The organism is Pantoea sp. YU22, assembly GCF_003970755.1.
In the GTDB taxonomy this organism is placed as follows: Bacteria; Pseudomonadota; Gammaproteobacteria; order Enterobacterales; family Enterobacteriaceae; genus Pantoea; species Pantoea piersonii.
Genome location: NZ_RYDU01000010.1, coordinates 59,509 through 85,479 on the forward strand (window position 1 = coordinate 59,509; position 25,971 = coordinate 85,479).

At 58.5% G+C, this 25,971-nt stretch carries 26 protein-coding genes and 1 other RNA gene; 19 read left to right on the plus strand and 8 right to left on the minus strand.

The features are described 5' to 3' along the window. The first annotated feature begins 18 nt into the window (after positions 1-18). From fbaA to EKL29_RS14745, 4 genes are all read left to right on the plus strand, one after another. Entirely contained in the window at positions 19-1,098 is a 1,080-nt protein-coding gene (gene fbaA / locus EKL29_RS14730) for a class II fructose-bisphosphate aldolase (protein ID WP_126690065.1), read from the plus strand. 187 nt (positions 1,099-1,285) lie between these two features. Beyond that, positions 1,286-2,158 carry a small-conductance mechanosensitive channel MscS gene (gene mscS / locus EKL29_RS14735; RefSeq protein WP_120454538.1) on the plus strand — a complete coding sequence of 291 codons (873 nt, stop codon included), beginning with the start codon at positions 1,286-1,288 and terminating at the stop codon, positions 2,156-2,158. A 126-nt stretch (positions 2,159-2,284) separates the two neighbouring features. Next, entirely contained in the window at positions 2,285-2,908 is a 624-nt protein-coding gene (gene argO, locus EKL29_RS14740; RefSeq protein ID WP_120454536.1) for an arginine exporter ArgO, read from the plus strand. 142 nt (positions 2,909-3,050) lie between these two features. After that, the gene (locus EKL29_RS14745; protein WP_120454534.1) at positions 3,051-3,788 is read left to right on the plus strand and encodes an oxidative stress defense protein; all 738 of its coding nucleotides are present in this window, start codon (positions 3,051-3,053) and stop codon (positions 3,786-3,788) included. 39 nt (positions 3,789-3,827) lie between these two features. Here the strand turns inward: EKL29_RS14745 and EKL29_RS14750 are convergent, their stop codons facing one another. Further along, on the minus strand, positions 3,828-4,733 hold the full coding sequence (locus EKL29_RS14750; RefSeq protein ID WP_033752211.1) for a LysR family transcriptional regulator ArgP: 906 nt from the start codon (positions 4,731-4,733) through the stop codon (positions 3,828-3,830). 207 nt (positions 4,734-4,940) lie between these two features. Here EKL29_RS14750 and rpiA point away from each other — a divergent pair, with 207 nt between their 5' ends. After that, on the plus strand, positions 4,941-5,600 hold the full coding sequence (rpiA, locus tag EKL29_RS14755; RefSeq protein WP_120454532.1) for a ribose-5-phosphate isomerase RpiA: 660 nt from the start codon (positions 4,941-4,943) through the stop codon (positions 5,598-5,600). Between the two features lie 280 nt (positions 5,601-5,880). Continuing rightward, positions 5,881-7,119 carry a phosphoglycerate dehydrogenase gene (gene serA, locus EKL29_RS14760; protein ID WP_126690066.1) on the plus strand — a complete coding sequence of 413 codons (1,239 nt, stop codon included), beginning with the start codon at positions 5,881-5,883 and terminating at the stop codon, positions 7,117-7,119. 101 nt (positions 7,120-7,220) lie between these two features. Here the strand turns inward: serA and EKL29_RS14765 are convergent, their stop codons facing one another. From EKL29_RS14765 to zapA, 3 genes are all read right to left on the minus strand, one after another. After that, positions 7,221-7,814, minus strand: a complete 594-nt coding sequence (locus EKL29_RS14765) for a 5-formyltetrahydrofolate cyclo-ligase (RefSeq protein ID WP_126690067.1) — start codon at positions 7,812-7,814, stop codon at positions 7,221-7,223. A gap of 75 nt (positions 7,815-7,889) precedes the next feature. Then, a non-coding RNA gene (gene ssrS / locus EKL29_RS14770) (6S RNA) lies at positions 7,890-8,073 on the minus strand. Positions 8,074-8,112: 39 nt separating this feature from the next. Further along, on the minus strand, positions 8,113-8,442 hold the full coding sequence (gene zapA / locus EKL29_RS14775; RefSeq protein WP_120454526.1) for a cell division protein ZapA: 330 nt from the start codon (positions 8,440-8,442) through the stop codon (positions 8,113-8,115). 170 nt (positions 8,443-8,612) lie between these two features. Here zapA and EKL29_RS14780 point away from each other — a divergent pair, with 170 nt between their 5' ends. The 8 genes from EKL29_RS14780 to EKL29_RS14815 all read left to right on the plus strand — a co-directional run bounded on the left by EKL29_RS14780 (position 8,613) and on the right by EKL29_RS14815 (position 18,671). Then, positions 8,613-9,191: a YecA family protein gene (locus EKL29_RS14780; protein WP_120454524.1), complete on the plus strand. Its 579-nt coding sequence runs from the start codon at positions 8,613-8,615 to the stop codon at positions 9,189-9,191. Between the two features lie 50 nt (positions 9,192-9,241). Next, a complete protein-coding gene (gene pepP / locus EKL29_RS14785) occupies positions 9,242-10,564 on the plus strand; it encodes a Xaa-Pro aminopeptidase (protein ID WP_126690068.1) in 1,323 nt (440 codons plus the stop codon). Further along, complete coding sequence (ubiH, locus tag EKL29_RS14790; protein WP_126690069.1) at positions 10,561-11,739, plus strand: 2-octaprenyl-6-methoxyphenyl hydroxylase; 1,179 nt, start codon at positions 10,561-10,563, stop codon at positions 11,737-11,739. The genes pepP and ubiH overlap by 4 nt, the downstream gene beginning before the upstream one ends. 13 nt (positions 11,740-11,752) lie before the next feature. Continuing rightward, positions 11,753-12,955, plus strand: a complete 1,203-nt coding sequence (ubiI, locus tag EKL29_RS14795; RefSeq protein WP_126690070.1) for an FAD-dependent 2-octaprenylphenol hydroxylase — start codon at positions 11,753-11,755, stop codon at positions 12,953-12,955. A gap of 442 nt (positions 12,956-13,397) precedes the next feature. Continuing rightward, positions 13,398-14,492, plus strand: a complete 1,095-nt coding sequence (gcvT, locus tag EKL29_RS14800; protein ID WP_120454517.1) for a glycine cleavage system aminomethyltransferase GcvT — start codon at positions 13,398-13,400, stop codon at positions 14,490-14,492. Positions 14,493-14,514: 22 nt separating this feature from the next. Further along, a complete protein-coding gene (gene gcvH / locus EKL29_RS14805; RefSeq protein WP_126690071.1) occupies positions 14,515-14,901 on the plus strand; it encodes a glycine cleavage system protein GcvH in 387 nt (128 codons plus the stop codon). Positions 14,902-14,984: 83 nt separating this feature from the next. Beyond that, complete coding sequence (gcvP, locus tag EKL29_RS14810; protein WP_120454513.1) at positions 14,985-17,858, plus strand: aminomethyl-transferring glycine dehydrogenase; 2,874 nt, start codon at positions 14,985-14,987, stop codon at positions 17,856-17,858. A 60-nt stretch (positions 17,859-17,918) separates the two neighbouring features. Beyond that, on the plus strand, positions 17,919-18,671 hold the full coding sequence (locus EKL29_RS14815) for an SDR family oxidoreductase (RefSeq protein WP_126690072.1): 753 nt from the start codon (positions 17,919-17,921) through the stop codon (positions 18,669-18,671). A gap of 40 nt (positions 18,672-18,711) precedes the next feature. On the opposite strand, the gene EKL29_RS14820 is transcribed toward EKL29_RS14815, so the two are convergent. Continuing rightward, a complete protein-coding gene (locus tag EKL29_RS14820) occupies positions 18,712-20,151 on the minus strand; it encodes a 6-phospho-beta-glucosidase (RefSeq protein WP_126690073.1) in 1,440 nt (479 codons plus the stop codon). A gap of 113 nt (positions 20,152-20,264) precedes the next feature. Further along, positions 20,265-20,984 carry a MurR/RpiR family transcriptional regulator gene (locus tag EKL29_RS14825; protein ID WP_126690074.1) on the minus strand — a complete coding sequence of 240 codons (720 nt, stop codon included), beginning with the start codon at positions 20,982-20,984 and terminating at the stop codon, positions 20,265-20,267. Between the two features lie 178 nt (positions 20,985-21,162). Here EKL29_RS14825 and trhA point away from each other — a divergent pair, with 178 nt between their 5' ends. After that, entirely contained in the window at positions 21,163-21,813 is a 651-nt protein-coding gene (trhA, locus tag EKL29_RS14830; RefSeq protein ID WP_218834529.1) for a PAQR family membrane homeostasis protein TrhA, read from the plus strand. A 45-nt stretch (positions 21,814-21,858) separates the two neighbouring features. Here the strand turns inward: trhA and ygfZ are convergent, their stop codons facing one another. Then, positions 21,859-22,842, minus strand: coding sequence for a tRNA-modifying protein YgfZ (gene ygfZ, locus EKL29_RS14835; RefSeq protein ID WP_126690075.1), 984 nt, complete (start codon positions 22,840-22,842; stop codon positions 21,859-21,861). 218 nt (positions 22,843-23,060) lie between these two features. Between ygfZ and sdhE the strand changes: the two genes are divergently transcribed. Further along, positions 23,061-23,327: an FAD assembly factor SdhE gene (gene sdhE, locus EKL29_RS14840; protein ID WP_120454504.1), complete on the plus strand. Its 267-nt coding sequence runs from the start codon at positions 23,061-23,063 to the stop codon at positions 23,325-23,327. Next, positions 23,302-23,715 (plus strand): protein YgfX, encoded by a 414-nt coding sequence (locus EKL29_RS14845; protein ID WP_126690076.1) that lies wholly within the window; start codon positions 23,302-23,304, stop codon positions 23,713-23,715. The genes sdhE and EKL29_RS14845 overlap by 26 nt, the downstream gene beginning before the upstream one ends. Positions 23,716-23,723: 8 nt before the next feature. Here EKL29_RS14845 and fldB read toward each other — a convergent pair whose 3' ends face one another. Then, positions 23,724-24,242: a flavodoxin FldB gene (fldB, locus tag EKL29_RS14850; RefSeq protein WP_120454500.1), complete on the minus strand. Its 519-nt coding sequence runs from the start codon at positions 24,240-24,242 to the stop codon at positions 23,724-23,726. Positions 24,243-24,344: 102 nt separating this feature from the next. On the opposite strand from fldB, the gene xerD reads away from it, so the two are divergent. Both xerD and dsbC read left to right on the plus strand, forming a co-directional pair. Next, positions 24,345-25,238 (plus strand): site-specific tyrosine recombinase XerD, encoded by an 894-nt coding sequence (xerD, locus tag EKL29_RS14855; protein ID WP_120454498.1) that lies wholly within the window; start codon positions 24,345-24,347, stop codon positions 25,236-25,238. A gap of 21 nt (positions 25,239-25,259) precedes the next feature. Next, positions 25,260-25,970 carry a bifunctional protein-disulfide isomerase/oxidoreductase DsbC gene (gene dsbC, locus EKL29_RS14860; RefSeq protein WP_120454496.1) on the plus strand — a complete coding sequence of 237 codons (711 nt, stop codon included), beginning with the start codon at positions 25,260-25,262 and terminating at the stop codon, positions 25,968-25,970. Position 25,971: the final 1 nt, after the last annotated feature.

Here is a 25,971-nt window from a genome sequence, read left to right on the forward strand (position 1 = left end):
ACGAAACAGGACACAATCATGTCTAAAATTTTTGATTTCGTTAAACCCGGCGTTGTCACTGGCGACGACGTTCAGAAGATCTTCCAGGTAGCGAAAGAGAACAAATTCGCGCTGCCAGCGGTAAACTGCGTCGGCACTGACTCTATCAACGCCGTACTGGAAGCCGCTGCGAAAGTGAAAGCGCCGGTTATCGTCCAGTTCTCTAACGGCGGCGCCGCGTTTATCGCCGGTAAAGGTTTCAAAACCGACAAGCCGCAGGGCGCGGCGATTTTCGGCGCCATCGCAGGCGCGCATCACGTTCACCTGATGGCTGAACAGTATGGCGTGCCGGTTATCCTGCACACTGACCACTGCGCGAAAAAACTGCTGCCGTGGATCGACGGTCTGCTGGACGCAGGCGAAGAGCACTTCAAGAAAACCGGCAAACCGCTGTTCTCTTCTCACATGATCGACCTCTCTGAAGAGTCCCTGGAAGAGAACATCGAGATTTGCAGCAAATACCTGGCGCGCATGGACAAAATGGGCATGACGCTGGAGATCGAGCTGGGCGTGACCGGTGGTGAAGAAGATGGCGTGGACAACAGCCACGTTGACGCTTCTGCGCTTTATAGCCAGCCGGAAGACGTTGATTACGCTTATACCGAGCTGAGCAAAATCAGCAAGCGCTTCACTATCGCTGCCTCTTTCGGCAACGTACACGGCGTTTACAAGCCGGGTAACGTGAAGCTGACCCCGACCATTCTGCGCGACTCGCAGAAATACGTTTGTGAAAAACATGGCCTGCCGCACAACGCGCTGGACTTCGTTTTCCACGGTGGTTCCGGTTCTTCTGCAGCAGAAATTGAAGAGTCGATCAGCTACGGCGTGATCAAAATGAACATCGATACCGACACCCAGTGGGCGACATGGGACGGTATCCTGCAGTACTACAAAAAGAACGAAGAGTATCTGCAAGCTCAGCTCGGCAACCCGCAGGGTCCGGACAGCCCGAACAAGAAATACTACGATCCGCGTGTCTGGCTGCGCGCAGCGCAATCCTCAATGGTTGTGCGCCTGGAGCAGGCTTTTAAAGAGCTGAACGCCATCGATCGTCTGTAATTCGCTACAGAGTACAAAAAAGGCCCGTAAGGGCCTTTTTTTATGCGCTTTGCCGACAAAATGTAAGGGAATTCAAGGCTGATTTGGCAGTTGTGCCTTTTTTGTTTACCCTTCAGTAAGAAATTGTCGGAACGCCTCTGACAATGTTTTGTCATTTCCCCCGGGGAATATTCAACAGGGTGCATAAATGGAACATTTGAATGTGGTCGATGACCTCAACAATGCGGGCAGCTGGATTGTCCGCAATCAGGAGCTGCTGATTAGCTACGCGGTGAATATCGTGGCGGCAGTAGTGATCCTTGTCATTGGTATGACAATCGCGCGTATCATCGCCAATACCGCCAACCGCCTGTTGCAGGCTCGCCATATTGATCCCACCGTCGCTGATTTCCTGTCGGCGCTGGTTCGCTACGGGATTATCGCCTTTACCCTTATCGCTGCGCTGGGCCGCATCGGGGTGCAGACCACGTCGGTCATCGCTATTCTCGGCGCCGCCGGTCTGGCCGTAGGTCTGGCGTTGAAAGACTCCTTGTCTAACCTTGCCGCAGGCGTGCTGCTGGTGATTTTCCGCCACTTCCGTTCAGGCGAGTTCGTCGACCTCGGCGGCATTATGGGCACGGTTATGAACGTGCAGATTTTCTCCACCACGCTGAAAAGCGCTGACGGTAAGATGGTGGTGGTGCCGAACGGTAAAATCATCACCGGCAATATCGTGAACTTTTCACGCGAGCCGGTGCGCCGCAACGAATTTATTATCGGCGTCTCTTACGATGCGGATGTCGATCAGGTGCTGACGCTGCTGCGTGAGGTGGTTGATGCCGATTCACGCGTGCTGCAGGATATGGGCGTACAGATTGGCCTTAACGAGCTGGCTGCGTCCTCCATGAACTTTGTGGTGCGCTGCTGGAGTAACAGCGGCGATCTGCAGAACGTCTACTGGGATCTGCTGAAGAATTTCAAGCGCGCGCTGGATGCGAAGGGCATCGGCATTCCTTATCCGCAAATGGACGTGCATCTGCATCGCGTCAGCCAGCCGGAAGCAGAAGCGAAAGCAGAATAAACCTCTCAGGGCGGCGCTCAGGCCGCCTTTATTAACCTGCCTAATGCCAGATTAAATCTTTCAATTTCCGCTAATAATCCCGCTTCTTTATACTCCTCTGCATCTCGTCGATGTAAGGAAAATCCCGTGTTATCAATATATTTACAAGGACTTGCTCTTGGCGCTTCGCTGATATTGCCGCTGGGGCCGCAGAACGCATTCGTGATGAATCAGGGCGTCAAGCGCCAGTATCATTTGATGACGGCGACGCTCTGCACGCTCAGCGATATCGCGCTGATATGCGGCGGGATCTTCGGCGGCAGCGCCTTGCTGCATCAGTCTCCGCTGCTGCTGATGCTGATTACCTGGGCTGGCGTCGCCTTTCTGCTGTGGTACGGCTGGAATGCGCTGCGGGCCGCCTTTAGCGGCAATGTCGATCTGGCCAGCAACGCCGAGCTTAAGCAGAGTCGCTGGCGCATCATCGCCACCATGCTGGCGGTCACCTGGCTTAATCCCCACGTCTATATCGATACCTTTGTGGTGCTGGGCAGCCTCGGCGGTCAGCTGCCGACGCAGGAAGCGCGCCACTGGTTCGCGCTGGGCACGATCAGCGCGTCGGTGATCTGGTTTTTCGGACTGGCGCTGATGGCGGCCTGGCTTTCGCCTCGCTTGCGCACCGCCAGCGCGCAGCGCGCGATCAACCTGCTGGTCGGCGCCGTGATGTGGATTATCGCCAGCCAGCTGGCGCTACAGGGAATAGCGAATTTCTGATTTGAATAGTCCGAAAGCGACAGAACATGATAAGCAAAACGCGAACTTTTGCGGTATAACACGCTCTTAGCTGTGCAAACTATTCCGCTCATGCTCTGGCCTTTGATGCCGCAGCAAAACAGAGATTTCAAGGAGGACTTTCGTGAAACTGAAAGCACTGGCGCTGGTCGCCATGACAGGCGCTTTAGCGCTGCCGTTAAGCGCACTAGCTGACGAACTGCCGAACGGCCCGCATGTGGTGACCTCCGGCCAGGCGACCGTCGATGCGCGCCCGGATATCGCTACGCTCTCTATCGTGGTTAACGTCTCCTCTAAAGATGCGGCGGACGCGAAAAAGCAGGCCGACGATCGCGTTGCGCAATATTTTGATTTTCTGCAAAAAAACGGCATTGAGAAGAAAGATATCGATGCCGCTAACCTCAGCACTCAGCCGGAATATGACTATACCAAAGAGGGCAAGTCGGTGCTGAAAGGCTACCGTGCGGTGCGTCAGGTGCAGGTTACGCTGCGTCAGCTCGATAAGCTGAATGAGCTGCTGGACGGCGCGCTGAAAAGCGGCCTGAACGAGATCCGCTCAGTGGAGCTGGGCGTCACCAACCCCGACAGCTATAAAGCGCAGGCGCGCAAGGCGGCGATTGATAACGCTACGCAGCAGGCTGCAGCGCTGGCGGAGGGCTTTAACGCGAAGCTCGGCTCGGTTTACAGCATCCGCTACCATGTCGCTAATTACCAGCCGATGCCGATGGCGCGCATGTATAAGGCCGCTGCGCCTTCTGCGGATACCTCTGCGCAGCAGACCTACGAGCAGCAGAGCATTCACTTTGACGATCAGGTGGATGTGGTATTCGACATCAAGCCGAATACAGCCGGTTCTCAGTAAAGAAAAAGGGGCGCCTGGCGCCCCTTTTTTACGGGTTTTTCAGGCCGCCAGATCGTCCTGACGCAGCACGCGATGGCCGTGTGAAATCAGCGCGTCGGTGACGCGGCGCATCAGCCGGCTCTCCGGCGCAAAGCGGTGCCAGTAGAGCATGCGGCGCTGGCAGAGGCCCGGCGTCAGGTCCAGCAGTTCGCCGCCCGCCAGTTCGCGCTCAATCTGCAGATGCGGGATCATACAGCAGGTCGAACCCTGCCGCGCCAGCTGCACGAAGGCTTCTGACGAGTTAACGATATGGCAGGGCACGCTGCCGGGCGACAGATCGAAGTTCTGCTGTAAAAAGGCCTGATGCATATCGTCGAGATGGTCGAAAGCGACCGCAGGCGCCTTAAGCAGCGCCGAGCGCGTGACGCCGTTAGGAAAATAACGGGCGGCAAACTCCGGCGAGGCGACAAAGAGATAGTCAAGCGCGCCAAGCTGATCCACCAGGCAGCTCGGCAGCGGCTGCGGCTGAATACTCACCGCACCTACCACTTCGCCACGGCGCAGACGCTCCTGCGTGCGGGTCTCATCTTCGACCTGTAAATTGAGGCGTACCGGCGAGTCCGCCAGCACATCTTTTAGCGCAGGCAGCAGCCAGGTCGCCAGGCTGTCGGCGTTAACCGCCAGCGACAGCAGCAGCGGCGTGGTGCCGCCATTCTCATCGCTCAGCCACTCCTCTTCCAGTAGCTCAACCTGATGCAGCAGCGCCAGCAGTTTCTGGCCTTGCTCGGTGGGGCGCGGCGGCACGGTGCGCACCAGCAGCGGCTGGCCGAACAGGTTTTCCAGCTGTTTAATACGCTGCGATACGGCCGACTGCGTAATGCATAATTTTTGTGCGGCGCGTTCAAAGCCGCGTTCGCGTATCACTGCGTCCAGCGCCTGAAGCGTTCGATAATCGGGGCGTTTCATTGTTGTTCTCTCTCCTTCAGGGTGGACGATACTATGCCACAAAAAATTCATCTGACGCGTCTGAAAGGATCTTTCTGCACGCCGCGCACCGCCTTTTTTGCGGGCTGGCTTCCAAAGCGAATATTCCAGCCTAAACAGCCGCGCACATTCGGCGGGCGTTGATTTATACTACGCGCACTTCGTTGTCGCACAGGTTTTAAACATACCATGACCCAGGATGAACTGAAAAAAGCCGTAGGCTGGGCCGCACTGAAATATGTGCAGCCGGGCACCGTCGTCGGCGTCGGCACCGGCTCCACCGCGGCGCACTTTATTGACGCGCTGGCCACGATGAAACATCAGATTGAAGGCGCGGTCTCCAGCTCGGAAGCCTCAACCCTGAAGCTGAAAGCGCTCGGTATTCCGGTTTTCGATCTCAATGAGATCGACGATCTGTCGATCTACGTTGACGGCGCGGATGAGATCAATCCGCAGATGCAGATGATCAAAGGCGGCGGCGCAGCCCTGACGCGCGAGAAGATCGTGGCGGCCGTCGCGCACAAGTTCATCTGCATCGCCGACGCCTCGAAAGAGGTGGACGTGCTGGGACGGTTTCCGCTGCCGGTAGAGGTGATCCCGATGGCGCGCGCCTATGTTGGCCGTGAACTGGTTAAGCTCGGCGGCCTGCCTGAATATCGCCAGCATGTGGTCACCGACAACGGCAACATCATCCTCGATGTGCATAACCTGCGTATCCTCGATCCGATTGCGCTGGAAAGAACCATTAACGCGCTGCCTGGCGTGGTTACTGTGGGGCTCTTCGCCACGCGCGGTGCCGATATCGCGCTGATCGGCACGCCAGACGGCGTCAAAACCATCGAAAAATGATCTGTCCGGCGCGGAGAACGCGCCGGTTATTTCCTTGCGCAAAACATCTTTTCTTTCATCGCTTAAATTCGGTGACTTATGTCACATAACCGTCATCGACAGCAGGTTCGTTCTTTGTTCCTGGTTCAGCTCCCGATTTTCTGTGGCAATGTGCTGAGCTCAGGCTTCCCCGTGCTGGCGGCATGGCAATCGGTTGTATTGCCGCAGGCGTAAATTTTGATATTTTGACAGAAGGCGCGCTTATGGCGGCCATTGTTGAAATCACAATAGGGTCGGGGAAATGGCAAAGGTATCACTGGAAAAAGACAAGATTAAGTTCCTGCTGGTGGAAGGCGTCCACCAGAGCGCGCTGGAGAATCTGCGCGCGGCGGGTTACACCAATATCGAATTCCATAAAGGCGCGATGGATGACGAAGCGCTGAAATCCTCCATTCGGGATGCGCACTTCATCGGCATCCGCTCCCGTACCCAACTGACGGAAGAGATCTTCGCCGCGGCGGAAAAACTGGTCGCCGTAGGCTGCTTCTGTATCGGCACCAATCAGGTCGATCTCAACGCGGCGGCGACGCGCGGCATTCCGGTCTTTAACGCCCCGTTCTCCAATACCCGCTCGGTCGCTGAGCTGGTCATCGGCGAAATGTTGCTGATGCTGCGTGGTATTCCTGAGGCGAACGCCAAAGCGCACCGCGGCATCTGGAATAAAAACGCTGTTGGCTCTTTCGAAGCGCGCGGCAAAAAGCTCGGCATCATCGGCTATGGCCATATCGGTATGCAGCTTGGCGTGCTGGCTGAAAGCCTGGGGATGCACGTCTTCTTTTACGACATTGAAAACAAACTGCCGCTGGGCAACGCCACCCAGGTGCGTCACCTTGCCGACCTGCTGAATATGAGCGACGTGGTGAGCCTGCATGTGCCAGAAACCCCGTCAACTCAGGATATGATCGGCGCGCAGGAGCTGGCGCAGATGAAGAAGGGCGCCTTGCTGATCAACGCCTCGCGCGGCACCGTGGTTGATATTCCAGCGCTGTGCGACGCCTTGTCGAGCAAACACCTTGCGGGCGCCGCGATCGACGTCTTCCCGCTTGAGCCTGCGACCAACAGCGAGCCGTTCAATTCGCCGCTGTGCGAGTTCGACAACGTGATCCTGACGCCGCATATCGGCGGCTCCACCCAGGAGGCGCAGGAAAATATCGGTATCGAAGTCGCTGGCAAGCTGGCCAAATATTCCGATAACGGTTCAACGCTCTCTGCGGTTAATTTCCCGGAAGTGTCGCTGCCGATGCATGGCGCCAGCGCCAGCCGCCTGCTGCACATTCATGAAAACCGTCCGGGCGTGTTAACGGCGATTAACCAGATCTTTGCCGAGCAGGGCGTCAATATCGCCGCGCAGTTCCTGCAGACCTCGCCGATGATGGGTTATGTCGTGATTGATATCGATGCGCCGCAGGATCAGGCGGACAAAGCGCTGCAGCTGATGAAGGCGATTCCGGGCACCATTCGCGCCCGTCTGCTCTACTGATTCCGCTTCAACAGAAAATGCGCCGTCTGCTTCTTTCTCCAGACGGCGCATCACTGTAAAACCCCGACGCCGGTCACTGAGAAGGTGTCAGACAACCACTTCTATTCCCACTGCCACAGACGCGACGGCGTCAGCACCGCAGGCAAGGGGACATCCCACTCCTCCGTTGGCAGCCGCTCTACCTGCTGACAGTCATGCGCCACGCCAACCGGCAGAAAGCCATGCTGACGCCAGTTCTGCAGGGTGCGATCGTAAAAGCCGCCGCCCATGCCGAGACGCTGCCCGCTGTCGTCAAAAGCGACCAGTGGCACCATCATGACATCCAGCCGATCCAGCGTAATCATCTGACGGATATCGAGCGGCGGTTCGGGAATGCGCAGTTTATTTGGCGTCAGCACCGTTTCAGGCGTGTAACGCAGGAACAGCAGATGGCCAGAGGCGAAAGGGTGCAGCACCGGCAGGTAAACCTGTTTTTTTTGCTGCCAGAGCTTAGCGATGAGCGGACGGGTATTAAGCTCACCATCTATCGACAAAAAGAGCGCGATATGGCTGGCGTTAGCGAGGGGGGCAAAGTTAACGGCATGTTCCGCCAGACGATCGGCTGCCTGTTCCTGCTGTTCAGGCGTCAGGGAGCGGCGCAGATGGCGCACATGCTGGCGGATATGGTGTCGATCGAGCAGAGAGGGATGAGACACAGAAACCCCGTTGATAAGTCGCTGACTGAGCAACTATATCATTCACAACGGGGAAAAACAGATGCAAAACGTAAGGAGATCTCCGAGATGCCGCCGCAGGCTGTAACCCTTGAACCCTTGGTTCAAGGTGAATGTGCCGTCGCAACCATCAGGCTTCTCGGACGAACCGAGCATGCTCACAGGTTACAGAGCGCCACACTCTGTTGGTATGAAATATCGGCTCAGGGGACTGGCCCGCTTGCAAACATCTCAGAGAAAATGGACTTCACCGTTACTGTAACACAGCAACCATAAAGTATTATTCGAACTTCGCACCCTGGCGGTCGGTGATACGACCCTGCTCAACAAGAGCCTGTTCAATCGTCTGCTGCAGGATACGGATACGTTGTTCCATATTAGCAGCATAATCGCGCGTTTTCACTTTCTCTTGCGCCAGTTCATGGCAGATGTTTAACGCGGCGATGAACACCAGTTGCTCGGTATTTGTGACTCTAGTGCGAACTTTTAGATCTTGCAACCGTTGATTGAGATCTTCGGCAGCCGCATTCAGCGCATCTTGCTGTTCAGGCGGACAATTCACTCTCAATGAACGACCAAAAATTTGTATATCTACTGGTTGTGCAGACATGCCACCTTCCTGACTGATTACTTCGCCCGCATCTCCCTTGACGCTCAATGCTTTGGGAGGCGGGCAACTATATAGACCCGCGAAATAAGTTACAACCCCTTTTCTGGAAACCTTGAGGCAGCTAGTGGTAGCATAACACGAACTTATTCTGCCAACGACGATGAATCCTTATGTCTTTACAGAACGCAACCCCCGATTACAACGCGCTGGCTTCGGCGCTCTCTCAACAAGGCGTGGGGATGACGCCAGCGGAAATGCATGGCCTGCTCAGCGGCATTCTGTGCGGTGGCAATCAGGATAACAGCTGGAGGACGCTCGTCCACGACCTTACCAATGAAGGTATGGCGTTTTCGCAGGGGCTGGCTTTGCCTCTTCAGGCGCTGCATGACAGCACCGCCAACACGCTGGAAGATGAAGGCTTCCTGTTTCAGCTGATGCTGCCGGACGACGAAGATATCACTGTCTTCGATCGCGCCGATGCGCTGGCGGGCTGGGTTAATCATTTCCTGCTCGGGCTGGGCGTTACGCAGCCGAAGCTGGATAAGGTCACCGGCGAAACCGGCGAAGCGATTGACGATCTGCGCACCATCGCCCAGCTTGGCTACGAAGAAGATGAAGACCAGGATGAGCTGGAGCAGTCGCTGGAAGAGGTGATTGAATATGTGCGCGTGGCAGCGCTGCTGTGCCACGACACCTTCAATCGTCCGCAACCTACCGCCCCCGAAGTGAAAAAACCGACGCTACACTAAGCCAGATATCACAGGGCGCGAACGCGCCCGTTTCTACAGGGAGTGCAAAGATGATTTCTCTGGATACATTTCAGCAGCGTCGACAGGCGCTACTGGCGAAAATGGCGCCGGGCAGCGCCGCCTTGATATTTGCCGCGCCGGAAGTGACCCGCAGCAACGACAGCGAATATCCGTTCCGACAGAACAGCGACTTCTGGTATTTCACCGGCTTCAACGAGCCGCAGGCGCTGCTGGTGCTGATAAAAAGCGATGCGACCCACAACCACAGCGTGCTGTTTAACCGCGTGCGGGATCTCACGGCGGAAATCTGGTTTGGGCGTCGGCTGGGGCAGGATGCCGCGCCGGAAAAATTAGGCGTCGATCGCGCGCTGCCCTGGGATGATATCGGCCAGCAGCTGCATCTGCTGCTGAACGGGCTGGATGTGGTTTATCACGCGCAGGGCGAGTACGCTGAGGCGGATACGCTGGTGTTCGCCGCGCTGGAGAAGCTGCGCCGCGGCTTCCGACAGAACTTCAGCGCTCCAGCGACGCTGACCGACTGGCGTCCCTGGGTGCATGAAATGCGCCTGTTTAAAGGGCCGGAGGAGATCGACCTTCTGCGCCGCGCCGGAAAAATCAGCGCGCTGGCGCACACCCGCGCAATGGAAGCCTGTCGTCCCGGCCAGTTTGAATATCAGCTTGAAGGCGAAATTCATTACGTCTTTAACCGTCACGGCGCACGTTTTCCCGCTTATAACACCATTGTCGGATCGGGCGAAAACGGCTGCATTCTGCACTACACCGAAAATGAGAGCGAGCTGCGCGACGGCGACCTGGTGCTGATTGATGCAGGATGTGAATTCCACGGCTACGCCGGCGATATTACCCGCACCTTCCCGGTGAACGGCACCTTCTCCGCGCCGCAGCGCGCCATTTATGACATCGTGCTCGCGTCGCTTTACAAAGCGCTGGCGCTCTTCCGTCCCGGCGTCAGCATCCGCGAGGTCAACGAAGAGGTGGTGCGCATTATGGTCAGCGGGCTGGTGGATCTGGGCATTCTGCAGGGCGACGTGGAGACGCTGATCGCTGAAGAGGCGCACCGCCAGTTCTTTATGCACGGGCTGAGCCACTGGCTGGGCCTGGACGTGCATGACGTTGGTCATTACGGCACCCCGTCGCGCGACCGCATGCTGGAGCCGGGCATGGTGCTGACTGTTGAGCCAGGGCTCTATATCGCGCCGGATGCCGACGTGCCTGCAGAGTATCGCGGCATCGGCGTTCGTATCGAAGATGACATTCTGATCACCGAAACGGGCAACGAGAATCTCACCGACAGCGTGGTAAAAGACGCGGATGCGATTGAGGCGCTGATGGCAGCGGCGCGCCAGGCATGACGGTTATTATCGCCGGAGGAGGCATGACCGGCGCGACGCTTGCGCTGGCTATTTCCCATCTGACCCAGGGGCAACTGCCGGTCACGCTGATTGAGAACAGCGCGCCCGACAGCCGCTCGCATCCGGGGTATGACAGCCGCGCTATTGCGCTGGCAGCCGGTACGCGTCAGCAACTGGTGAATATCGATCTCTGGCGCAGCATCGAGAAGCACGCCACCGCCATCACAGATATTCACGTCTCCGATCGCGGGCATGCCGGTTTTGTCACGCTAGACGCCGAGGCGTATCAGATCCCCGCGCTCGGGTATGTGGTCGAACTTTTTGAAGTCGGCCAGAGGCTGTTTGACCGTCTGAAAAGCGCGCCAGGCGTTACTCTGCACTGCCCGGCGCGCGTCAGCAGCGCTCAGCGTCAGCAGGATAACGTACAGGTGACGCTGGAGAGCGGGGAGCGGCTCGACGGCGCGCTGCTGGTGGCCGCAGACGGCTCTCGCTCGCCGCTGGCCGCATCGTTCGGCATCCAGTGGCAGCGCGAGGATTATCACCAGCTGGCGGTTATCGCCAACGTCTCTACTCAGCTGCCGCATCAGGGACGCGCCTTTGAGCGCTTTACCGAACACGGTCCGCTGGCGCTGCTGCCGATGTCGGACAATCGTCTGTCGCTGGTGTGGTGCCATCCGCTGTCGGCGCGCGAGAAAGTAGAGAGCTGGAGCGACAGCGAATTTCTGGCGCAGCTGCAGCGCGCATTCGGCTGGCGGCTGGGGCGTTTTACCCATACCGGCCAGCGCGAAAGCTATCCGCTGGCGCTGCAGAGCGCCGGGCAGCAGGTTTCACATCGGCTGGCGCTGGTTGGCAATGCGGCGCAGACGCTGCATCCCATCGCCGGGCAGGGTTTCAACCTCGGGCTGCGCGACGTTATGTCGCTGGCGGAAACGCTGGCGGCCGCGCATCGTCAGCAGCAGGATGTGGGCAGCTATGACGTTCTGCAACGCTACCAACAGCGTCGCCAGCCCGATCGCGACGCGACTATCGGCATCACCGACGGGCTGGTGCGGCTGTTCGCCAATCGCTATGCGCCGCTGGTGGCGGGACGAAATCTGGGGCTGATGGCGATGGATCATCTGCCGTGGCTGCGTAATCAACTGGCTGAGCGCACGCTTGGCTGGGTTAAGCGTTAATTAAGGGGCACCGATGCAAAGTTTTGATGTGGTTATCGCCGGCGGCGGCATGGTAGGACTGGCGGTCGCCTGCGGTTTGCAGGGCAGCGGGCTGCGCGTCGCCGTGCTGGAAAAAACGGCGGAGCCGCAGTTCGACGCCAGCGCTGCGCCGTCGATTCGCGTATCGGCCATCAACGCCGCCAGCGAGCGGCTGCTGCAGAAGCTGGATGTCTGGTCCGATATTCTGGCGCGGCGCGCCAGCGCTTATCACGGCATGGAAGTGTGGGATCGCGACAGCTTCGGCGCCATCAGCTTTGATGACGAGCAGCAGGGGCTGACGCATCTGGGGCATATTATCGAAAACCCGGCGATTCACAGCGCCCTCTGGCAGCGCGCCAGCCGCTGCAGCGACGTTACGCTGATGGCACCTTCGCAGCTGCAGCAGTTGGCGTTCGGCGAAAATGAAGCCTTTATTACGCTGCAGGACGGCACGATGCTGACCGCGCGCCTGCTGATTGCCGCAGATGGCGCTAACTCCTGGCTGCGTAACAAAGCGGATATTCCCTTAACCTTCTGGGATTACGATCACCACGCGCTGGTGGCGAATATTCGTACCGATCTGCCGCATGACGCGGTGGCGCGCCAGGTGTTTCACGGCGACGGCATTCTGGCGTTTCTGCCGATGCAGGATCCGCACCTCAGCTCAATCGTCTGGTCGCTGTCGCCGCAGGAGGCGAGTCGGCTGGAGAGCATGCCGCAGGCGCTGTTTAACCAGCAGCTCGCGGTGGCGTTCGATATGCGCCTCGGCCTGTGTCACCTGCAGAGCGAACGCAAATCTTTCCCGCTGATGGCGCGCTACGCCCGCAATTTTGCGGCGCACCGTCTGGCGCTGGTCGGCGACGCCGCGCATACCATACATCCGCTGGCGGGGCAGGGCGTGAATCTCGGCTTTATGGACGCGGCGGAGCTGATCGGCGAAATCCGCCGCCTGCATCAGCAGGGCAAAGATATCGGTCAGCACCTCTATCTGCGCCGCTATGAGCGCAGCCGCAAGCACAGCGCGGCGCTGATGCTGGCGGGCATGCAGGGGTTCCGCGAGCTTTTCGCCGGCACCCATCCGGCGAAAAAGCTGCTGCGCGATCTGGGGCTGAAGCTGGCGGATACGCTGCCAGGCGTCAAGCCGGTTATGCTGCGTCAGGCGATGGGGCTGCACGATATGCCCGCCTGGCTGCGTTAGCGTCGGTCGTTTCCGTTATGAGCCAGCCTTGCGCTGGCTTTTTTACGCCTGTCGTTCAGGGATGCACCAAAAAAGAGCGGCGCTGCACCCGCAGCGTGCCTCGTTTGATTTATTCTAATTTCACCCCCTTGTTCGCATTAGTTTTATTTATTCCTGAGCACGGGCTTTAAAGCGCGTTGTTAACATTCTGCGCGACACAGCTGATTATCTTGCTATCTCGCACGGCGTTTCGCTTCTTTCCTGCGAGGAAAATCACAAAACCACAGTTAATTATGCTGCTGGCTTTGCGTGCCCCTTTAAAGACATGCTTCAATTCGCCTCTGTACAGCTTATGGTTAAATCGTCTTTTCAATGATAACGTCAGGGAAAAGAGAACGTTTGCGCCGGGCGATTTGCAGGCTGACGCCCGCCCGAAACTTACCCGCTTCGCGACAGGATAGTTATGACTCAGCAAACCCCGTTATTTGAACAGCATCAGGCCTGCGGCGCCCGCATGGTCGACTTCCACGGCTGGATGATGCCGCTGCATTACGGCTCGCAGATGGACGAGCATCATGCCGTACGTCAGGACGCCGGTATGTTCGACGTTTCACATATGACTATCGTCGATCTGCACGGCGCGCAGACGCGCGACTTCCTGCGCCATCTGCTGGCGAACGATGTCGCCAGGCTGACGCAGCCCGGCAAAGCGCTTTATACCGGCATGCTGAATGCCTCCGGTGGCGTCATTGATGATTTGATTGTTTACTTTATGACCGAAGACTTTTTCCGTCTCGTCGTTAACTCGGCGACGCGAGAGAAAGATCTGGCGTGGATCGGCAAACATGCCCAGGCCTATGGCGTCGCGCTGACGGAGCGTGATGACCTGGCGCTTATCGCCGTGCAGGGCCCGCAGGCGCAGCAGAAAGCGCAGACCCTGTTCAGCGCGGAGCAGCGCGAAGCGGTAACCGGCATGAAACCCTTTTTCGGCGTACAGTCGGGTGAGCTCTTTATCGCCACGACCGGCTATACCGGCGAAGCGGGCTATGAAATTGCACTGCCCGCGACCATGGCGGCGGATTTCTGGCAGCGTCTGCTTGCGGCGGGTGTTAAGCCTGCAGGGCTGGGCGCGCGCGACACGCTGCGTCTGGAAGCGGGCATGAACCTCTACGGGCAGGAGATGGACGAAGGCGTTTCGCCGCTGGCAGCCAATATGGGCTGGACGATTTGCTGGGAGCCTGCCGATCGCGACTTTATCGGACGCGAGGCGCTGGAGATGCAGCGCGAAAAGGGCACAGAAAAACTGGTTGGCCTGATCATGACGGAAAAAGGGGTGCTGCGTAGCGGTCAGCCGGTACGCTTCACTGACGCGCAGGGGCAATCGCAGCAGGGCGTTATCACCAGCGGCTCCTTCTCGCCGACGCTCGGCTACAGTATTGCGCTGGCGCGCGTGCCGGCAGGTATCGGCGAGCACGCTATCGTTGAGATCCGTCAGCGCGAGATGCCGGTAAAAGTAACCAAACCTGTTTTTGTACGCGGCGGCAAGCCGGTTCAGTAATCTATTTTCAGGAGAAAGGGCGATGAGCAATGTGCCAAATGAATTGAAGTACCGCGACAGTCATGAGTGGGTGCGTAAAGAAGCGGACGGCACCTTTACCGTCGGCATTACCGAGCACGCTCAGGAGCTGTTAGGCGATATGGTCTTTGTCGATCTGCCAGAGGTCGGCAACACCTACTCCGCTGGGGACGAGTGCGCCGTCGCGGAGTCAGTCAAAGCCGCGTCCGATATTTATGCGCCCGTTAGCGGCGAAATCGTGGCCGTAAACGACGAGCTGGGCGATGCGCCGGAGCTGGTCAACAGCGAGCCCTATGCAGCCGGTTGGCTGTTCAGAATCAAACCCAGCGACGAATCTGAACTCGATTCGCTGCTGGATGCGGACGCCTATAAAGCCTCCATCGACGAATAAGCAACACGGCGGCCAGCCCGCTCTGGCCGCTTTTAACGACCTTGCTTTCTCTGTATTCCAGCCCGATTCAGGATTGACTGCTAATGACCCAGACTTTGAGCCAGCTCGAACACAACGGCGCCTTCATTGAACGCCATATCGGTCCCTCGCCGGAACAACAGGCTTTGATGCTGGAGGCGATCGGCGCCAGCTCGCTGGACGCGCTAATCGGCGCGATTGTGCCTGCCGACATTCAGCTGCCCGGTCCACCCGCCGTCGGCGACGCGGCGACCGAGCAGCAGGCGCTGGCCGAGCTTAAGGCGATCGCCGGTCAGAATCAGCGCTACAAATCCTGGATCGGCATGGGTTACAGCGCGGTCGTGACGCCGCCGGTGATCCTGCGCAATATGCTGGAAAATCCGGGCTGGTACACCGCCTATACACCTTACCAGCCAGAAGTGTCGCAGGGCCGACTTGAAGCGCTGCTTAACTTTCAACAGGTGACGCTCGATCTTACCGGTCTGGATGTCGCCTCCGCTTCGCTGCTCGATGAAGCCACGGCGGCGGCAGAAGCGATGGCGATGGCGAAGCGCGTCAGCAAACTTAAAAACGCCGGTAAATTCTTTATCGCGGAAGATATCCATCCGCAGACGCTCGACGTGGTGCGCACCCGCGCGGAGACCTTCGGCTTCGAGCTGATTATCGACCGCGCCGAGAAAGCGCTGGAGCATGACCAGCTGTTCGGCGTGCTGCTGCAACAGGTCGGCACCACCGGCGAAGCGCACGACTACAGCGCGCTGATCGCCGAGCTCAAAAGCCGCAAAATCATCGTCAGCGTCGCGTCGGACTTTATGGCGCTGGTGATGCTGGAAGCGCCGGGCAAGCAGGGCGCGGACATTGTCTTCGGATCGGCGCAGCGTTTCGGCGTGCCGATGGGCTATGGTGGCCCGCACGCCGCCTTCTTCGCCAGCCGCGACGAGCACAAGCGCTCGATGCCGGGACGCATTATCGGCGTCTCGCGCGACGCCGCAGGCAACACCGCGCTGCGCATGGCGATGCAGACGCGCGAACAGCATATCCGTCGTGAAAAAGCGAACTCAAACATCTGTACCTCTCAGGTACTGCTCGCCAATATCGCCGGCCTGTATGCGGTTTATCACGGTCCGAAAGGGCTGAAGCGCATCGCTTCCCGCATCCATCGCCTGACGACTATTCTGGCGACCGGACTGCAAAACGGCGGGCTGAAGCTGCGCCACAACAGCTGGTTCGATACCCTGACGGTCGAGGTGGAAGACAAAGGCGCGGTGCTGAACCGCGCGCAGAGCTTCGGCGTCAACCTGCGCAGCGATATTCATCACGCGGTCGGCATTACGCTGGACGAAACCACGCGCCGCGAGGATGTGCTGGCGCTGTTCGCTATCCTGCTGGGCGACGAGCACGGTCAGGATATCGACAAGCTGGACGCCGCCGTTGCGGCTGACAGCCAGGCGATCCCCGCCGCGCAGCTGCGCCAGAGCGAAATCCTGACCCATCCGGTCTTCAACCGCTATCACAGCGAAACCGAGATGATGCGCTATATGCACAGCCTGGAGAAAAAGGATCTGGCGCTGAATCAGGCGATGATCCCGCTTGGCTCCTGCACCATGAAGCTTAACGCCGCCGCCGAGATGATCCCCATCACCTGGCCGGAGTTCGCTGAACTGCATCCGTTCTGCCCGGCGGAACAGGCCTCTGGCTATCTGCAGATGATTGGGCAGCTGTCGCAGTGGCTGGTTCAGCTTACCGGCTATGACGCGCTCTGCATGCAGCCGAACTCCGGTGCCCAGGGCGAATATGCCGGGCTGCTGGCTATTCGTCGCTATCACGAAAGCCGTAATGAAGGCGCGCGCAATCTTTGCCTGATCCCGAGTTCTGCGCACGGCACCAACCCAGCCTCGGCGCAGATGGCGGGAATGGAAGTGGTGGTAGTGGCCTGCGACAAGCAGGGCAATATCGACCTCGGCGACCTGCGTGAAAAAGCGGCGCAGGCAGGCGAGCATCTCTCCTGCATTATGGTGACCTATCCTTCGACGCACGGCGTCTATGAAGAGACGATCCGCGAAGTGTGCCAGATCGTGCACCAGCACGGTGGGCAGGTTTATCTCGACGGTGCCAATATGAATGCGCAGGTGGGCATTACCACGCCAGGCTATATCGGCGCGGACGTGTCGCACCTGAATCTGCATAAAACCTTCTGTATTCCGCACGGCGGCGGTGGTCCCGGCATGGGACCGATCGGCGTGAAAGCGCATCTGGCACCGTTCGTGCCGGGCCACAGCGTAGTGCAGATCGACGGCGTACTGACGCAGCAGGGCGCGGTGTCAGCGGCGCCGTTCGGCAGCGCCTCTATTCTGCCGATTAGCTGGATGTATATCCGCATGATGGGCGCGGAGGGACTGAAGCGCGCCAGCCAGGTCGCTATTCTTAACGCCAACTATATCGCCAGCCGCCTGCAGTCGGCCTACCCGATCCTGTACGCCGGGCGCGACGGTCGCGTGGCGCACGAATGTATTCTCGACATTCGTCCGCTGAAAGAGCAGACCGGCATCAGCGAGCTGGATATCGCCAAGCGATTAATCGACTACGGTTTCCACGCGCCGACAATGTCGTTCCCGGTCGCCGGCACCCTGATGGTGGAGCCGACCGAGTCCGAGAGCAAAACGGAACTGGATCGCTTTATCGATGCGATGCTCTCTATCCGGATGGAGATCGATCGCGTAGCGGACGGCGAATGGCCTGCGGAGGATAATCCGCTGGTTAACGCGCCGCACACGCAGGTCGAACTGGCAGGCGAGTGGAATCATCCCTACAGCCGTGAGCTGGCGGTCTTCCCGGCAGGCAGCGACAATAAATACTGGCCGACGGTGAAGCGTCTCGACGACGTGTTCGGCGATCGCAACCTGTTCTGTTCCTGCGTGCCGATGAGCGACTATCAGTAAGCGTCACGCAAAACATAGACAACAAGGGCCGCTTATCCGGCCCTTTTTTGTGGAGAAAATATGACACTGGCTCTGGTTACCGGCGCAAGCCGGGGGATTGGCCGCGCGACGGCGCTGAAGCTGGCGCAGCAGGGCTATCGCGTGGCGGTTAACTATCGCCAGCGTGCAGAAGAGGCGCAGCAGGTGGTGGCAGAGATCCGCGAGCAGGGTGGCGAAGCCTTTGCCGTTCAGGCGGATATTGCCGATGAGGCGCAGGTCGTGGCGCTGTTTCAGCGACTGGATGAGGAAGCGATGCCGCTCGGCGTGCTGGTCAACAATGCGGGCATCCTCTTTACGCAGTGCCGCGTTGAGGATCTCAGCGCTGAACGGCTGCAGCGCGTTTTTGCCACCAACGTCACTGGCGCTTTTCTCTGCTGCCGCGAAGCGGTAAAGCGTATGGGCACGCATCACGGCGGCCAGGGTGGGGCGATTATTAACGTCTCCTCAGCCGCGTCGCGTCTTGGCGCGCCGGGAGAATATGTCGATTACGCGGCGTCGAAAGGGGCGATGGATACGCTGACGCGCGGATTATCGCTGGAGGTGGCGGCACAGGGCATTCGCGTTAACGGCGTGCGGCCGGGCTTTATCTATACCGAGATGCATGCGGACGGCGGCGAGCCGGGACGCGTCGATCGCGTGGCGGGTATGGCAGGGGTGATCCCGATGGGGCGCGGCGGAGAGGCGGAAGAGATTGCCGAAGCGATTGCCTGGCTGGCGAGCGAGGCGGCCTCTTATATCACCGGCACCTTTATCGACGCCGCGGGCGGCCGCTAAAAAGTCGGGCCGCGTCTGTTGCGGCGCGGCCCGATGAGACTCAGATCGTTTCGCCGTTGCTGGCGATAACCTGCTGATACCAGCCGAAGCTCTTTTTACGCGAGCGGGCAAAGTCGCCGCTGCCGTCGTCGTTTTTGTTGACGTGGATAAAGCCGTAGCGCTTGTTGTACTGGCCGGTGGTGAAAGAGACGCAATCGATGCAGCCCCAGGGCGTATAGCCCATCAGCGCGACGCCGTCGTGCACCACCGCTTTTTTCATCTCGGCGATATGCGCGCGCAGGTAGTCGATACGGTAGTCATCTTCAATCACGCCGTTCTCATTCGGCTGGTCGATCGCGCCAAAGCCGTTCTCCACGATAAACAGCGGCTTCTGGTAACGCTCGTAAAGCACGTTCAGCGCATAGCGCAGCCCGGCCGGATCGATCTGCCAGCCCCAGTCGGAGGCGCCGACGTGTGGGTTTTTCACTACGCCTTCAAAGCCGGTAATGGGATCTTCCACGCCGCTGGCGTCATGTTTTACCGCATTGCTCATGTAGTAGCTGAAGCCAACATAGTCGGCGCAGCCGTTGCGTAGCGTCTCGGCGTCATCCGCCTCCATCTGAATCTGGTAGCCTTTGCGCGCCCACTCTTTTAGCGTATAGGCCGGATAAGCGCCGCGCATCTGCACGTCGCTGAAGACATAGCGCTGATGCATCGCTTCCTGCGCCAGCATCACGTCGTCTGGATGGCAGGAGTAAGGGTAGATCGGCACCATGGCGATCATGCAGCCGATCTGAAAATCGGGATTGATGGCGTGACCCAGGCTGACCACTTTTGCGCTGGCGACAAACTGATGATGCATCACCTGATACATCACCTCTTCCGGCTTTTCATGCTCGGTGAAGACCACGCCGGAACAGCAGTAGCCAAACAGCGGATACTGCCAGTTGCGCTGATTGTTGATCTCGTTGAAGGTCATCCAGTACTTCACCTTGTGCTGATAGCGACGCATAACCACTTCGCTAAAGCGCACAAAGAAATCTACCACCTGACGGCTGCGCCAGCCGCCATACTGTTTCACCAGGTGATAGGGCATTTCAAAGTGGGAAAGGGTGATAACCGGCTCGATGCCATATTTCAGCAGTTCGTCGAACAGGTCGTCGTAAAACTGCAGGCCCGCTTCGTTCGGTTCCTGTTCGTCGCCGTCAGGGAAGATACGCGTCCAGGCGATGGAGGTACGGAAACACTTAAAGCCCATCTCGGCAAACAGCGCCACATCCTCTTTATAGCGGGAGTAAAATTCTACGCCCTGATGATTGGGATAAAAGTTGCCTGGCTGCACGCCGTCGGTAATAACACGGCTGACGCCATGCGCGCCGCCGGTCAGCACGTCGGCGATGCTGACGCCTTTGCCGCCTTGATCCCAGCCGCCCTCGACCTGATGCGCCGCCACCGCGCCGCCCCATAAGAAGTGTTGCGGAAAGCCTGATTCGTTATGCATACGTCCCTCTCAGCGAAATAAATCTTGCCGCGAGTGTAACAAAGCAAAAAGGGAAGTCACGATATAACACCGGCGCGCCAGGGTAATATGTTACGCCCGTAAAACAGCCTGTTTTATTTAATCAGCAGCCGACCGATAGCTTCAAGAATATACATAACCGGCACCTGGGTAGTGATGTCGTAATTATCGCTCAGGCGGATCACCGGGACATGATAAGCCAGGGCGAAATCGCTCATTTTCGCCAGGGAGCTGCTCTCGGAATGGGTAATGGCAAGGGTCTGGCAGCGACGCAGACTGAACTGGCTGGCGAGGCGCAATATTTCCGGCGTCTCGCCAGAGACAGAGAGCAATATCGCCAGCGTATTTTCATCTACGCTGCCGCTGACCGGATAATAGGGATCGTCGATATAGTGGCTGAATTTCCCTACGTTAGAGAAAAAGCGCGCACCATATTTAGCCAGGCTGCCCGAGGTGCCCGCGCCAATAAAGAAAAGCTGCTCAGCCTGATTAATCATCCTGGCGGCGCGGGATATCAGCTCGCTGAATTCGTCGTTATTAATACTTTTGAAAAAGCTCAGCATTTCGCTGACGCCGACGTTCGCCTGTACCGGCTGCGTCTGCTGCTGCGCCAGGCGAAAACGGATGCGGAATTCCGACCAGCCGTCGCACCGCATCTTGCGGCAGAAGCGCAGCACGGTGGTGGTAGAGACGCCCGCTCGCTCCGCCAACTCACGGATGGTCATATAACTGACGCTTTCCGGGTGTTTAATGATGTCGTGATAAACCTGCATTTCCAGGTCATTCAGGCTGGCAAGATCGTGATGAGAGAACATCTGCGGGCGCGCTCATTAAAAATGGATCTGCGGGCAGTGTACCAGATTTGCGCAGCGCACAGGCTGTAACAGGCATTCACAGATTAATTTTAGCGTACAATTGTACTCTCAAAATGTTCCCGGTTATGCTGGTGGTTATAAAACCCTCACTCACCCCGACATTCAGGATCGCGCCATTATGAAAAATCGGTTAGTCGCTCAGGGCTATTCGCTCGCTGAGGAGATCGCCAACAGCATAAGCCATGGTTTCGGCTGCCTGTTCGGCATTGTCGGACTGGTGCTGCTGCTGGTGCAGGCGGTTGAAATGGGTGCCAGCGCCACCGCCATCACCAGCTATAGCCTGTACGGCGGCAGCATGATTCTGCTGTTCCTGGCTTCTACGCTTTATCACGCCATTCCTCATCACGGGGCCAAGCGCTGGCTGAAAAAGCTCGACCACTGCGCCATCTATCTGCTGATCGCCGGCACCTATACGCCTTTCTTGCTGGTAGGGCTGAAGTCGCCGCTGGCGCATGGGATGATGGTGGTGATCTGGGGTCTGGCGCTGGCGGGGATTATTTTTAAGCTCACCATTGCGCACCGCTTCAAGGCGCTGTCGCTGGTGACCTATCTCTGTATGGGATGGCTGTCGCTGGTTGTGATTTATCAGCTGACGCTGAAGCTATCGCCAGGGGGCATCTGGCTGCTGGCGGCGGGCGGCATTATCTATTCGCTCGGCGTTATTTTCTATGTAGCGCGACGCATACCCTATAACCACGCCATCTGGCACGCCTTTGTGCTGGGCGGCAGCGCCTGTCATTTCTGCGCTATCTACTTTTATGTTATGTAAACCGCAACCTCCCTCCCATAAGGAGAGGGAGATTGCAGCCAGACGTTACTCTTCCAGCGAATAGGGCAGCGGCTGAATCAGCAGACGGCCGCCCTCATCGCCTTCCACGCGCAGCACGCTTTCCGGCTCCAGATCGTTATTCATCACCACCTGAACCCATACGTCGCCATCCTCAAGCTGAACGGCGGCAAGCACGGTGCCGGTACGACGCCAGCGCTCGCCCATTTGCAGCTCCAGCGAATCATTCGCTGCGGGAACCCGGCTCGCCTGGCCCGCCAGCCAGTAAAGCGCGCGCTTGTTGGCGCCGCGGAATTTGGCGCGCGCCACCATCTCCTGCCCGGTATAGCAGCCTTTTTTAAAGCTGATGGCGTCGAGCGCCTGCATATTGGTGGCCTGCGGGATCAGCTGCGCGGAGGTCGCCGGGTCGATCACCGGTATGCCTGCCTCGATATCAAGCGCCAGCCACTGCGTGCTGTCGTTCAGCTGCGCGTCGTCGGCCAGCTTCTGCTGCAGCGCCTGCGCCTGCTCGTCTGTGGTCACAATCAGGAAGCGCTCGGCGGGCGTGGCGAACCACAGCAGCGTGGTGTCCGCCTGCTGCACCACTGGCGTCTCGCTGTCCGGCAGGGTATCGAACAGGCTGGCCAGCGCCGCGCGCGCCTGGAAGCCCGCTACGCCAAGCAGCACAGCTTCATCGTCCGGTAGCAGCGTCACTTTAGAGAACACCGCATATTTTTTCAGTTCGGCCAGCTGCGTGTCGCGCAGCTCGCGACGCACCAGGTAGGCGTAGCCTTCACCGCGATGGAACAGACGCAGGTTGCTCCACATTTTGCCTTTCGCGTCGCAGTGCGCCGCCGGACGGTGCTGATCCGCCCCCATCGCGGCGACGTCCAGCGTAAGCTGGCCTTGCAGATAAGAGGTGCTGTCGGCACCCTGCACCGATACCAGCGCCCAGGCCTCCAGCGACATCAGGGTTAACGGCAGACGAGAGGCGGCCACGGGCTGGCGCGGCGGTAAGCTGAAAATAGGCATTGGCTGTCCTGATTAAAAAGGTTAATCCTGAACTCAATGTTAAAAGAGCATACTGGCTTTGCAACAGGTTTACGGAATCGGGCGCACAAATCGCGAGTCGGCGCGGTAACGACAGGCATGCGCGCGCGGCGCGTCGCACAGCATCGCAACGGGCCCCTGCAGGCGCAATAAAACCAGGTTACACTAGCCGCACTGTCTGAACTGCGGAAATAACTCACATGGACATTCATGACAAATCACGCATTCACTGGGCCTGCCGTCGTGGCATGCTGGAGCTGGATGTGGCTATTATGCCTTTCTTCAAATATGAATATGACACGCTCAGCGATACCGACAAAAAGGCTTTTGTCGCGCTGCTGAAGAGCGACGATCCCGATCTCTTCAACTGGATGATGGATCACGGCGAACCGGCCGATCCCGAGCTGAAGCGCATTATCCGGCTGATCCAACAGCGCAACCGTGAACGCGGCCCCGTGGCAATGTAAGCTGCGGCCGTCGCGGCAGGCGCGCGTGCTGCACGGCGCGCTTGCGACAGGCGCGCTGCTTACGGTAGCGGGCGCGCCGTTGCCCGCGCTTTTCTGGCTGATAAAAATCCCGATTTTGCTGCTGATGATGCGCGAAAGCCTGCAGCAGCAGCGACGCCTGGCGCAGCGGCGGGGACTGTTACAGCATAAAAGTGACGACAGCTGGCGCTGGCAGGGCGCGCGCTGGCGCATCGTCGGGCCGATCCGCTGGCTGCCTGGCGCGGCGCTGCTGGTGTTGCGCAGTGAAAAAGGACGCCTGTACAGGCTGTGGCTGATGCAGGATATGATGCCGCCCGCCCGCTGGCGTCAGTTCCGCGCCCGCTTGCTCTGCCGCGCGGAAAGGGGGTAGGCCGACCGCTACAGCAGCGCGGCGGTTTCGGTCAGGATCTGCTCGCACCACTGTTCGATGCGTTCATCGGTCACGTCGAACTGATTAACATCGTCCAGCGCCAGGCCAACGAACTGCTTGCCATCGGCGCTAAGCGGCTTCGGACTGGTAAATTCATAGCCTTCCAGCGGCCAGTAACCAACAAACGTCACCCCCATCGGCAGCAGCAGCTCATGCAGCATACCCATTGCGTCCAGGAACCATTCGCCATAGCCAAGCTGGTCGCCCATGCCGTAGAGCGCGACGATTTTACCCCGCAGATTGAGCGTCGGCAGCTGCGGCCAGATCGCTTCCCAGTCCTCCTGCAGCTCGCCGAAATCCCAGGTAGGGATGCCTAAAATCAGTAAATCGTACTGCTCCATCAGCAGCGGATCGTCATCTTTCACGTTGTGCAGCGTGACCAGCTCAGCCCCGATAAAGTCGCGGATTTTCTCTGCGGCCATTTCGGTATAGCAGGTACTTGAGCCGTAAAAAAGACCAATTTTCATGCAGATAATGCTCTGAGTAAGTCTGACTTTGGCGCAATTGTATCAGAAGCAGGGCGGATTCAGGCATAATGAGCATGATTTTACCTCAAGGGCGGGGATACCGTGCAAGACAGCGACCTGACAGAACAGTTTCTGGATGCGCTCTGGATTGAACGCAATCTGGCGCAAAATACCTTGTCCTCTTACCGCCAGGACTTAAAGACGCTGACCGACTGGCTGACGCATCACGGTCTGACGCTGTTGACGCTGCAGACGGCGGATTTGCAGCAGTTTCTCGCCGAGCGGCTGGAAGGCGGTTATAAAGCCAGCAGTTCGGCGCGGCTGCTCAGCGCCATGCGCCGCATCTTTCAGTATCTCTACCGCGAAAAGCTACGCAGCGACGATCCCAGCACGCTGCTCTCTGCGCCGAAGCTGCCGCAGCGGCTGCCGAAAGATCTTAGCGAAGCGCAGGTCGAGCGGCTGCTGCAGGCGCCCAGCACCGAGATTCCGCTGGAGCTGCGCGACAAGGCGATGCTGGAGCTGCTCTATGCGACGGGGCTGCGCGTCTCGGAACTGGTCGGGTTGACCCTGAGCGACGTCAGTCTGCGTCAGGGCGTGGTGCGCGTGATCGGGAAAGGCAATAAAGAGCGTCTTGTGCCGCTGGGTGAAGAGGCCGTTTACTGGCTGGAGCACTACCTTGAACATGGCCGCCCCTGGCTGCTTAACGGACAGACGCTGGACGTCATGTTTCCCAGCAGCCGCGCGCAGCAGATGACGCGACAGACATTCTGGCACCGCATCAAGCACTACGCTGTGCTGGCGGGCATCGACAGCGAAAAACTGTCGCCGCACGTGCTGCGCCACGCCTTCGCCACCCATTTGTTGAACCACGGCGCCGACCTGCGTGTCGTACAGATGTTGCTGGGACACAGCGACCTCTCTACCACGCAAATTTATACGCATGTCGCTACCGAGCGGCTGCGTCAGTTGCATCAACAGCATCATCCGCGCGCCTGACGCGGACATTAAGGAAAGAAGATGAAGAAATTTCTCCTGCTGGCTCTGTTGGCTGGCGCCTTCAGCAGCGTAGCTCAGGCCGATGACGGCGCGATCCTGCAGTCCCTGAAAAAGCTGGGCCTGAAGCAGACGGAAATCGCGCCATCGCCGCTGCCGGGTTTTAAAACCGTGCTGACGGAAAGCGGTGTGATTTACGTTACCGAAGATGGCAAACATATGATTCAGGGCCCGCTCTACGACGTCAGCGGCGCGCAGCCGGTCAACGTCACCAATCAGCTGCTCGACAAAAAGGTCGAGGCGCTGGCGCCGCAGATGATCGTCTATAAAGCGGCGAAAGAGCAGCACGTCATTACCGTTTTTACCGATATCACCTGCGGCTACTGCCGCAAGCTGCATGAGCAAATGGCCGACTACAATGCGCTGGGCATCACGGTGCGCTACCTCGCTTTCCCACGCGAAGGGCTGCACGGCCAGATAGAAAACGCCATGAAGGCGATCTGGTGCGCGGCCGATCGCAACAAAGCCTTTGATGAAGCGATGAAGGGCAACGCGCCGCAGATGAGCGCGCCGGACAGCTGTAAGATCGATCTCGATCAGCACTACAAGCTGGGCATTCTTTACGGCATCCAGGGCACGCCGGCGATCCTGACCGACTCCGGCATGATGATCCCGGGTTATCAGGGGCCGCAGGAGCTGAAGCAGGTGTTGGATCAGCAGAAGCGCGGTGGCTAAT

Coding starts and splice junctions, on each gene's coding strand:
- fbaA (WP_126690065.1), top strand. CDS start 19: ATGTCTAAAATTTTTGATTTCGTTAAACCCGGCGTTGTCACTGGCGAC.
- mscS (WP_120454538.1), top strand. CDS start 1,286: ATGGAACATTTGAATGTGGTCGATGACCTCAACAATGCGGGCAGCTGG.
- EKL29_RS14750 (WP_033752211.1), bottom strand. CDS start 4,733: ATGAAACGCCCCGATTATCGAACGCTTCAGGCGCTGGACGCAGTGATA.
- rpiA (WP_120454532.1), top strand. CDS start 4,941: ATGACCCAGGATGAACTGAAAAAAGCCGTAGGCTGGGCCGCACTGAAA.
- serA (WP_126690066.1), top strand. CDS start 5,881: ATGGCAAAGGTATCACTGGAAAAAGACAAGATTAAGTTCCTGCTGGTG.
- zapA (WP_120454526.1), bottom strand. CDS start 8,442: ATGTCTGCACAACCAGTAGATATACAAATTTTTGGTCGTTCATTGAGA.
- EKL29_RS14780 (WP_120454524.1), top strand. CDS start 8,613: ATGTCTTTACAGAACGCAACCCCCGATTACAACGCGCTGGCTTCGGCG.
- pepP (WP_126690068.1), top strand. CDS start 9,242: ATGATTTCTCTGGATACATTTCAGCAGCGTCGACAGGCGCTACTGGCG.
- ubiH (WP_126690069.1), top strand. CDS start 10,561: ATGACGGTTATTATCGCCGGAGGAGGCATGACCGGCGCGACGCTTGCG.
- ubiI (WP_126690070.1), top strand. CDS start 11,753: ATGCAAAGTTTTGATGTGGTTATCGCCGGCGGCGGCATGGTAGGACTG.
- gcvT (WP_120454517.1), top strand. CDS start 13,398: ATGACTCAGCAAACCCCGTTATTTGAACAGCATCAGGCCTGCGGCGCC.
- gcvH (WP_126690071.1), top strand. CDS start 14,515: ATGAGCAATGTGCCAAATGAATTGAAGTACCGCGACAGTCATGAGTGG.
- gcvP (WP_120454513.1), top strand. CDS start 14,985: ATGACCCAGACTTTGAGCCAGCTCGAACACAACGGCGCCTTCATTGAA.
- EKL29_RS14815 (WP_126690072.1), top strand. CDS start 17,919: ATGACACTGGCTCTGGTTACCGGCGCAAGCCGGGGGATTGGCCGCGCG.
- EKL29_RS14820 (WP_126690073.1), bottom strand. CDS start 20,151: ATGCATAACGAATCAGGCTTTCCGCAACACTTCTTATGGGGCGGCGCG.
- EKL29_RS14825 (WP_126690074.1), bottom strand. CDS start 20,984: ATGTTCTCTCATCACGATCTTGCCAGCCTGAATGACCTGGAAATGCAG.
- trhA (WP_218834529.1), top strand. CDS start 21,163: ATGAAAAATCGGTTAGTCGCTCAGGGCTATTCGCTCGCTGAGGAGATC.
- ygfZ (WP_126690075.1), bottom strand. CDS start 22,842: ATGCCTATTTTCAGCTTACCGCCGCGCCAGCCCGTGGCCGCCTCTCGT.
- sdhE (WP_120454504.1), top strand. CDS start 23,061: ATGGACATTCATGACAAATCACGCATTCACTGGGCCTGCCGTCGTGGC.
- fldB (WP_120454500.1), bottom strand. CDS start 24,242: ATGAAAATTGGTCTTTTTTACGGCTCAAGTACCTGCTATACCGAAATG.
- dsbC (WP_120454496.1), top strand. CDS start 25,260: ATGAAGAAATTTCTCCTGCTGGCTCTGTTGGCTGGCGCCTTCAGCAGC.